Source organism: Treponema primitia (assembly GCF_046533075.1).
GTDB classification, from domain to species: Bacteria; Spirochaetota; Spirochaetia; order Treponematales; family Breznakiellaceae; genus Termitinema; species Termitinema primitia_B.
In genome coordinates this window covers 104,659-112,926 of the sequence record NZ_JAJQRB010000018.1, presented here as the reverse complement: position 1 = coordinate 112,926, position 8,268 = coordinate 104,659, and the positions used below count along the sequence as shown (strand labels likewise).

Below are 8,268 nucleotides of genomic sequence, written 5' to 3'. Positions count from 1 at the left end.
CTGATATAGAACACGATGAAGGCGTCTTGGCCTTTTACCAGAAAAACGGCTTTCTTCTGAACAACGAACTCTACAACAAAAACCGCAAGACAATCAGTATGAGAAAAGACATTTACAGTTAGATAGCGGTAGCGTAATTCCCTCTGTCCTTTCGTATGGACGAAACCCCGCCTGCTCTATACGGAACCTTTCACCCCTCCAACAAAGCACACACCATTCGGCTAACCTAGTATAAACCACAAAGTCGAAAAAGAAGGAAAACTTGATATTTCCTTCGACTTCTTCGACTTCGCGGTCAAAATTCCTATTGTGTCATCAGACGGGGATGCTGAACTCGTTAGTAAAGAGGGTATCGCTCTGGAAATTGTTTATCATAAGCACCGGTTGATGGGTCGCGTCCAGGGTATCCCGCCAGAGGGCGCCTTCGGGGTCCACATGGCTGCGATGGGAAATTACCACCTTAGTGGGGAGGTGTACAAATTCATTGTTCACCAGGCCGATGATGAGCTTCGTTTTCCCCGCCATGGCCGCATGTGCCGCAGCGTTGCCGAGCCGTTCGCAGTAAATCGAGTCACTGGGTGCGGCAGGAGCGGAACGGATCATGTAGCTGGGGTCGATGTACTTTAGGTTGGTCTCAATTTTTTTGTCGTCAAAGTACTTCTGAATCCGGTCCCGCATATAGGTACCCACGTCGACCATCTTAACATTGCCGCCGGCATCGGTCTTTACTTCCTTTATCAGCTGATCCTGCAGGGCCCCTTCGGCAACAATTACTACCGCATGGTGCCGTTTGCTCAGCCGTTCTTCCAGGTGGTGGAAGAAGCCGTTGGGCCCTTCCAGATCGAAGGGTACTTCGGGGATGAGCACAAAGTTTACCTCGTGGCTGGCCAGGGCAGTATGGGCGGCGATAAATCCCGATTCCCGTCCCATTACTTTTACTAGGCCTATGCCGTTGATCTGGGAATTGGCTTCCATGTGGGCGGCGGTTACAACTTCAACGGCCTTAGCAACGGCGGTGTCAAAACCAAAGGACCGTTCTATGAAGGCAAAATCGTTATCCACCGTCTTAGGGATACCCACGGTGGCGATTTTCAGCCCCCGTTTTTCTATTTCGTTGGCAATATCCAGGGAACCCCGCTGGGTTCCGTCGCCGCCGATGGTAAAGAGCATATTCATATTGAGCTGTTCAATGGCATCCACAATTTTGACGACCTCTTTGCCGCCGCCCCGGGCGCTTCCCAGGAAGGTACCCCCCAGCTTATGGATATCATCCACGTCTTTCAGGGTAAGGGGCATGATATCAAACTTATATTCCGGAAGGAAACCCTTGTATCCATAACGAATTCCCGAAACCCGGCTTACCCCGTACCGGGAAAGGCAGCGGACTATGGCCCGGATTACGTCGTTAATTCCCGGACAGAGACCTCCGCAGCTTACTATCCCCGCATGGACATGGTGGGGGCTAAAATAAATCATTTCCCGGGGGCCGGCGCATTCAACAACCTGACTGCGTTTGATCGTGGCCTGTTCACCCAGTTTTATCTGGGGCTTGAGAAGGACAAATTCGTCATCCGTAACATAGTTCGCGATCATATCGCCTAAGGTCTTTGACATGGCGATAGGTGAATGGACATTACGACTTCCCAATTCTTCAATCGTAAAATCGAAATCCTCGTTTTCACTCATAGTTGCCCCCTGTTCTATTGAATATAATACTATAATACTCCTTATAAAAGCCCCTTTCAATGGGATAAAAAAAAAGGTATATTATAAGGTAGTAAATATGGTAAATTTATTATATATTATTACCATATTATTAATAGGAGAATATTATGCTTGAAGAACAGGTTAAACTCGCCCTGGATAATGTCCGCCCTTCCCTTCAGAATGACGGGGGAGATGTGGAATTTGTGTCCCTTTCTGACGATGGGATCGTATCCCTTAAACTGACCGGAGCCTGCGGCACCTGCCCCATGGCCCAGATGACCCTTAAAATGGGGATTGAAAACTACCTGAAAAAGGAAGTTCCCGAAGTTAAGGCGGTTGTTGGGGTCTAAAAGCCCTATGGGTCCGAAAAAGCCCGGATTCCTCCCCGTAAATCTCCGTGAAATGGGGGAGCGGGGTTGGGAATCCTGTGATTTTATCTTTGTTTCCGGCGATGCCTATGTGGATCATCCCTCGTTTGCCGTTGCTCTGATCTCCCGTTTTCTTGAAGCCCAGGGCTTCCGGGTTGGGGTTTTGCCCCAGCCTGACTGGAAAAATCCTCAATCCTATACCGTTTTGGGTCGTCCTCGCCTTGCTTTCCTGGTTGGGGCCGGCAACATGGATTCCATGGTTGCCCACTATACTGCCGCCCGGAAGCCACGTTCGGAGGATGCCTATTCTCCCGGGGGCAAAGCGGGACTTCGGCCGGACCGGGCAACCTTAAAATACGTTGAAGGTATCAGGGCGGCTTATAAGGACATACCGGTTATTATCGGCGGTATTGAAGCGGGGCTCCGTCGGTTTGCCCACTACGACTACTGGTCCGATACGGTACGCCGTTCGATCCTGCTGGACTCTAAGGCGGATATCCTGGTCTACGGTATGGGGGAGCGGCCCATCCTGGAAATAGCCCGGCGCCTGGGTAAGGGGGAACCGGTCACGGCTATCCGGGATGTCCGGGGCGCCTGCGTCCGTTCCCATGGCCCGCCGCCGGAACTTTCCGCCGGGGCTCTCCGGCTGCCGGACTACGAAGCGGTGAAGGCCGGCGATCCCGACTCTCTGCGGGCCTATGCGGAACACTTCATGCTCCAGAAGCTGCAAGCCGATCCCGGGACTGCTAAGCCCCTGGCGGAACGGTCCGATGGGGACCGCTGGGTCCTCCAGAACCCCCCGGCCTTCCCCCTGGAAACCACGGAACTGGATCGGATCTACGAGCTTCCCTATATGCGCCGGGCTCATCCCATGTACGATGCTGCCGGCGGTGTTCCGGCTTTACAGGAAGTGTGTTTTTCCCTGGTTTCCAGCCGGGGTTGTTTCGGCGGCTGTTCCTTCTGCGCCATCACCTTCCACCAGGGCCGGGCGCTTACCAGCCGGAGCCGGGAGAGCCTGGTCCGGGAAGCGGAAACCCTGACTCACCATACGGAATTTAAGGGCTATATCCACGATGTGGGCGGTCCCACCGCTAATTTTTACGGCGCCTCCTGCCCCCGCCAAGCTAAGGGCGGCTTCTGCCCGGAAAAGGAATGTCTCTACCCCAAGCCCTGTCCGCAGCTCAAGGCGGATCACCGGCCCTACATGGAAACCCTCAAAGCGCTGCGGAACATCGGATCGGTCAAAAAAGTCTTTATCCGATCCGGTATCCGTTTTGATTATCTGGAATTGGATAAACAGCACGGCAGGGAATTCCTGGAAATCCTCTGCCAATACCATGTAAGCGGGCAGCTCAAGGTTGCCCCGGAACATATTTCTGCAACCGTGCTTGCGGCCATGGGTAAGGGCGATTATGATACCTACGAAAAGTTCCGCAGGGACTATGGGGAAATGAATTCACGGCTGGGACTCAAACAATATCTGGTCCCCTATTTTATCTCCGGCCATCCCGGTTCAACCCTGGAAGACGCCATAGAGTTGGCGCTGTATATGAAAAGGAGCCGCTTTGTTCCGGACCAGGTACAGGATTTCTACCCAACTCCGGGAACCATGACCACGGTGATGTACCGTACCGGCCTGGACCCCCGGACCATGGAGGATATTTATGTGCCCAGGGGGGAGCGGGAAAAGCGGCTCCAGCGGAGCCTTCTGCAGTTTAACCACCCTGATAAGAAGGCCCTGGTGATTGAGGCGCTGCGGACTGCGGGACGGGAGGATCTTATTGGTATCCTTTTAACCTGATCGCCCGGGATATTTCATTTGTTCTGCTTAGGATGCTTACAAAAAATGGTTTTACTATATATTTAAAATTTTGTGCATTTACCTTCATTCCCTTTGCCTTCAGGGCGGTTCTGATTTGTTCAAAGTCCCGGCGTAAAACAGGAATAAAGGCAAGGCTTATGGACACCATAAGGGATATATCTTTTCCGTCGATGTTAAATACCTTTAAAGGCTTGCTGAGGGTCTCGATTATCCTGCAAAGGTCGTTGGTGTTTACAACCTTTTTATAACACTGGGTAATATTGCAAATTAAAATTAAACGGGCGCTTAGATACAGTGCATTCTGTACAAATCCTAAAATAAAATTAAAAAATGCCGCTAAAAAGATGAAGGGTAAAAAAGAAATGATGTATTTTGCTGCGGCAAGGGGCCTTAAGCGGCAAAGGAACATCGCCGCAATATTAATTAAAAGAAAGGCTGCGATAAAGGGCCATTCAAAAAAGAAGATACCGATGGTATAGGCAAATATTGATAAAAACTTTACCGTGTTAAACATCGCTTCCTTTTATATATGCATAAATATTATCCGCTACGTCATCCACGGACCATTTTTTTACAAAAATGTCTATGCCCTTTTGTTTCAATGTATGGAGGAGGTCCATTATCATGGGTATCTCCAGGCCGAAGGACTTCATCTTTTCTATGTTGTCAAAAAGTTCCTGTTTTTTAATCTCAGCCTTAATACTGCCGTTTTCTATTACAACAATTCTATCGGCGGGAAGTACCTCGTCGATCACATTGGTAACGTATACCACCGTAAGTCCGCTTTTATGCAGATCCGTGACAATATTTTGAATATCCTTTTTACCCTTAGGATCGAGCATTGCCGTAGGTTCATCAAAGACAATACACTGGGGATTCATGGCCAGGACGCTTGCAATGGCTACGCGCTGTTTTTGCCCCATGGAAAGCTCAAAGGAATCGATAAAATCTTCTATGCCCATTGTTTTTGAAATTTCTTCAATTCGCTTGTCAATTTCGGTATCGGTAAAATTTAAATTTCGCAGGCCGAATGCAATATCATCCTTCACTTTTTCAAATACAATTTGATTTTCCGGATTCTGAAAAACCATCCCCAATGTTTTGCGTAATTCTATAAAGTTTTTTTTACTCTTAGTGTTTATGCCGTTCACAAATACGGCACCCTTCGTAGGCTTCATGAGCCCCGAAACTACGCCGGCAAAGGTTGATTTCCCCGAACCGTTTCGGCCTACGATGGCGACAAACTCACCTTTCTGAATGGTCAGGTTTATGTTTTTTAAAGCATGTTTGCCCGAGGGATATATGTACTCTAAGTTTTCTATGTTGATCATTTCTTTTAATCGATATCTTCTTCTGTGTCGGACCAGGGGCCTGAAGAATCTTCCAGAAGGTATTTTTTGACCGGTTTATCCAGAAAGATTTTTATGGCAAACATGGATCCTATTTCTATAGGAATTTCAACAATATTTGCAATAATTCTGCCTGCAATTACCACCATAAATGCTTTTTTATACAAAATGGAAAGCCAAAGGGTTGTAAGGCCCAGGTGTATAAATATATGCACCACAAAAATACTGATTATGAGCCGTATCAGATAGGATTTATTTGAAGGCGTCTTGTAAAGGAAAAGTCCGTAAACTAAACCGGTTAATAGGGCATTAAGGGTAAAACCCGGGAAAAAAGGCCCCTTGGGCATAAGAAGCATACCCAAAAGATCCCCCGCCACGCCAATGGCGGCGCCCCAAACCGGCCCCAAGAGTGTCCCGATTAAAATACAGGGCACATAGGCGAAACTTAAACGTAAAAGTAGGGTTTCTACAGAAATGAAACGTTCAAATACGATAAGGATAGCCAGGAGCAAGCCGGCAAGTACAACTTTCTTTACCTTAGGCATAAGGCACCTCTTTGTTTTGGTCCGTACAAGATTGGCACGGAAATTTCAGCAATTCGATGTTCCTTTAAGCCTGTCCGTTGAAGGCATAAACAAACAAGTAAAGTGTAGAGTATTTTTATCTGAGTGTCAAGAAAATATAGAATTTACATGCGGCCCTTCCAAAAATGTTCTATTTATATTAGATTATTTTTATGGAAAGAACTTTTGTGATGTTAAAGCCAGGAGTTTTGCAGCGCCGTATTGTCGGAGAAGTACTCAGCCGGTTTGAACGGAAGGGTCTCAAGATCCTTGCCCTTAAATTAGTACGGATGGATCAGTCCATGGTAGAGGCCCATTACGCAGAGCATAAGGGGAAGGATTTTTACGACAAACTTGTGAGTTACACCCTCTCGGGGCCCGTGGCGGCCATGATCCTGGAGGGGGAGGAAGCCATCGCCGCCGTGCGCCGTCTGGTGGGGCCCACGGATATACACAACTCCCAGCCGGGAACTATCCGGGGGGATTTTGCATACCGGACCAGGCTCAATATCGTTCACGCTTCGGATTCGACCGCCAGCGCGGAACGGGAGATAGCGCTATTTTTTAAGCCCCAGGAGGTTATTGAATGGGAGGACGGAAATGCCCAGTGGTATTGAGGCTCCGAAATGGGACCTATCATCCATATATGTATCCTTTGATTCACCGGAGTACCAGCGGGATCTGAAATTGCTTACAGAAAAGATTGCCGCCTTCCTGCAGCTTCTGGAAACGCCCCTGCCTACCGGGGCCGGGATAGCCGCTACCCTGCTTACTCTGATACGGGCCTATGAGGAGGCTGGGGATTTGAATGAAAACCTATCGGCCTATGCGGAGGCGATCTACACCGCCGATACCCGGGACAGCCGGGCTTTGACGGAGATCAACGCCATTGAAGCAGCGGCGCTGCCCCTGGGGAAAGGAGCGGTGATTTTTCGTAACCGGCTTGTGGAGGCGAAGGATCTCGTGTTAAAAGCCTTGGATTCCGATGCTGAACTGACGTCCTACGGGTTTTTTATTCGGGAAAGCCTGGAGAAGGCGGCTTACCAGATGAGTCCTGAGTTGGAGGACCTTGCCAACGACCTTTCCCGATCCGGCGGTGATGCCTGGGGGCGGCTCCAGGAGGCTATTTCCTCCACCGTAACAGCCCTGTGGGATACGGCTTCTGGGGAGCGGAAGACCGTAATTGCCCTGCGGGATCTGGCGCACAGCCCGGACCGTAGTGTCCGAGAGCGGGCTTACCAGGCGGAGCTTGAGGCCTGGAAGTCTATGGAGATACCCTTGGCGGCGTCCCTTAACGGTGTTAAAGGAACCGCCCTGTCGGTGGATAAGCGGCGGGGCTGGAAATCGCCGCTGCAGAAATCGGCCTTCCAGTCCCGGTTGAGCGAAAAGGCCCTGGAGGCGCTCATCGCCGCCATGGAAAATTCTCTGCCCCTGTTCCGCCGCTATCTTAAAGCTAAAGCTTCCCTGCTGGGGCTTAAGGCCTGCGCCTTTTACGACCTCTTTGCTCCGGTGGAGAATGTTACAAAAAAATGGACCTGGAGCGGCGCAACAGAATTCATCATCGAGCAATTTACTGCCTTTGATCCGGACATGGGAGCCTTTGCCCGTAAGGCTGTTTCCCGCTCCTGGATAGACGCCCTTGGCCGGGAGGGTAAAATCGGCGGGGCCTATTGCACGGACTTTCCCCTGGCGGGTCTTCCCGGCGAAACGAAGCGGGGAGAATCACGGATACTCTGCAACTTCGAGGGGTCCTTCGATTCGGTGTTCACCGTGGCCCACGAACTGGGCCATGGCTGGCACCACGAGTTGATCAAGGATCTAAGCCGGTTCCAATCCGCCTACCCCATGACCCTGGCGGAGACCGCCAGCATCTTTGCGGAAACCATCATCTTTGAGGGCGCTCTGGGCGCTTCCTCCACTGACGGTGACCGGATCGCTCTTATCGAGGGGAACCTCAAGGATTGCTGTCAGGTTATCGCGGATATCCTCTCCCGGTTCTACTTTGAGCGGGCCCTTTTTGAACGCCGGGACAAGGCGGAGTTAAGCGCAGAGGAACTTTGCGCCCTGATGATCGACGCCCAGAAAGCCACCTACGGGGATGGCCTGGACCCTGCGCAGTTTCACCCCTATATGTGGGCGGTTAAGAGCCACTATTACAGCCCCGGTCTTGCCTTCTATAATTACCCCTATGCCTTTGGGCAGCTTTTTTCGCTGGGGCTTTTCGCCCGGGCAAAGAAGGAAGGGCCGGGATTTTCGGCGGCGTACCGGAAGATACTCCGGCTCACCGGTCAGGCTTCCGCCGCTGATGTTGCCAAGTCTGCGGGGTTTGATATTGAGGATAGCGCCTTCTGGCAGGATGGGATTGCCCTTATCGCTGGTCGGGCGGCGGAGTTTGAAAAACTTGCAGAAAGCTGGGGGCCATAAGCGGCGAGGCGTTTACTATTATCCATGGTAACTCT

8 protein-coding genes are annotated in these 8,268 nt (G+C 50.6%); 4 read left to right on the top strand and 4 right to left on the bottom strand.

Annotated features, from left to right (window positions below):
• Positions 1 to 315: 315 nt before the first annotated feature.
• On the bottom strand, positions 316 to 1,686 hold the full coding sequence (locus tag LQZ19_RS03495; protein ID WP_411046258.1) for an ATP-dependent 6-phosphofructokinase: 1,371 nt from the start codon (positions 1,684 to 1,686) through the stop codon (positions 316 to 318).
• 146 nt (positions 1,687 to 1,832) lie between these two features.
• Here LQZ19_RS03495 and LQZ19_RS03490 point away from each other — a divergent pair, with 146 nt between their 5' ends.
• Both LQZ19_RS03490 and LQZ19_RS03485 read left to right on the top strand, forming a co-directional pair.
• Positions 1,833 to 2,057: a NifU family protein gene (locus LQZ19_RS03490; protein ID WP_411046257.1), complete on the top strand. Its 225-nt coding sequence runs from the start codon at positions 1,833 to 1,835 to the stop codon at positions 2,055 to 2,057.
• A gap of 7 nt (positions 2,058 to 2,064) precedes the next feature.
• Entirely contained in the window at positions 2,065 to 3,876 is a 1,812-nt protein-coding gene (locus tag LQZ19_RS03485) for a YgiQ family radical SAM protein (protein WP_411046256.1), read from the top strand.
• Here the strand turns inward: LQZ19_RS03485 and LQZ19_RS03480 are convergent.
• Genes LQZ19_RS03480 through LQZ19_RS03470 form a run of 3 tightly spaced genes read right to left on the bottom strand, consistent with a single transcriptional unit; the run spans position 3,854 to position 5,791 of the window.
• On the bottom strand, positions 3,854 to 4,411 hold the full coding sequence (locus tag LQZ19_RS03480; RefSeq protein WP_411046255.1) for an energy-coupling factor transporter transmembrane component T family protein: 558 nt from the start codon (positions 4,409 to 4,411) through the stop codon (positions 3,854 to 3,856). The genes LQZ19_RS03485 and LQZ19_RS03480 overlap by 23 nt on opposite strands.
• Positions 4,404 to 5,228 carry an ATP-binding cassette domain-containing protein gene (locus LQZ19_RS03475; protein ID WP_411046254.1) on the bottom strand — a complete coding sequence of 275 codons (825 nt, stop codon included), beginning with the start codon at positions 5,226 to 5,228 and terminating at the stop codon, positions 4,404 to 4,406. Before LQZ19_RS03475 ends, LQZ19_RS03480 begins: the two co-directional genes overlap by 8 nt.
• A 5-nt stretch (positions 5,229 to 5,233) precedes the next feature.
• A complete protein-coding gene (locus LQZ19_RS03470; protein ID WP_411046253.1) occupies positions 5,234 to 5,791 on the bottom strand; it encodes a folate family ECF transporter S component in 558 nt (185 codons plus the stop codon).
• Between the two features lie 185 nt (positions 5,792 to 5,976).
• Between LQZ19_RS03470 and ndk the strand changes: the two genes are divergently transcribed.
• Both ndk and LQZ19_RS03460 read left to right on the top strand, forming a co-directional pair.
• Positions 5,977 to 6,426, top strand: a complete 450-nt coding sequence (gene ndk, locus LQZ19_RS03465) for a nucleoside-diphosphate kinase (protein WP_411046262.1) — start codon at positions 5,977 to 5,979, stop codon at positions 6,424 to 6,426.
• Positions 6,410 to 8,233 carry a M3 family oligoendopeptidase gene (locus LQZ19_RS03460; protein ID WP_411046252.1) on the top strand — a complete coding sequence of 608 codons (1,824 nt, stop codon included), beginning with the start codon at positions 6,410 to 6,412 and terminating at the stop codon, positions 8,231 to 8,233. The genes ndk and LQZ19_RS03460 overlap by 17 nt, the downstream gene beginning before the upstream one ends.
• The last annotated feature ends 35 nt before the right edge of the window (positions 8,234 to 8,268 follow it).

Coding starts and splice junctions, on each gene's coding strand:
- LQZ19_RS03495 (WP_411046258.1), bottom strand. CDS start 1,686: ATGAGTGAAAACGAGGATTTCGATTTTACGATTGAAGAATTGGGAAGT.
- LQZ19_RS03490 (WP_411046257.1), top strand. CDS start 1,833: ATGCTTGAAGAACAGGTTAAACTCGCCCTGGATAATGTCCGCCCTTCC.
- LQZ19_RS03485 (WP_411046256.1), top strand. CDS start 2,065: ATGGGTCCGAAAAAGCCCGGATTCCTCCCCGTAAATCTCCGTGAAATG.
- LQZ19_RS03480 (WP_411046255.1), bottom strand. CDS start 4,411: ATGTTTAACACGGTAAAGTTTTTATCAATATTTGCCTATACCATCGGT.
- LQZ19_RS03475 (WP_411046254.1), bottom strand. CDS start 5,228: ATGATCAACATAGAAAACTTAGAGTACATATATCCCTCGGGCAAACAT.
- LQZ19_RS03470 (WP_411046253.1), bottom strand. CDS start 5,791: ATGCCTAAGGTAAAGAAAGTTGTACTTGCCGGCTTGCTCCTGGCTATC.
- LQZ19_RS03460 (WP_411046252.1), top strand. CDS start 6,410: ATGCCCAGTGGTATTGAGGCTCCGAAATGGGACCTATCATCCATATAT.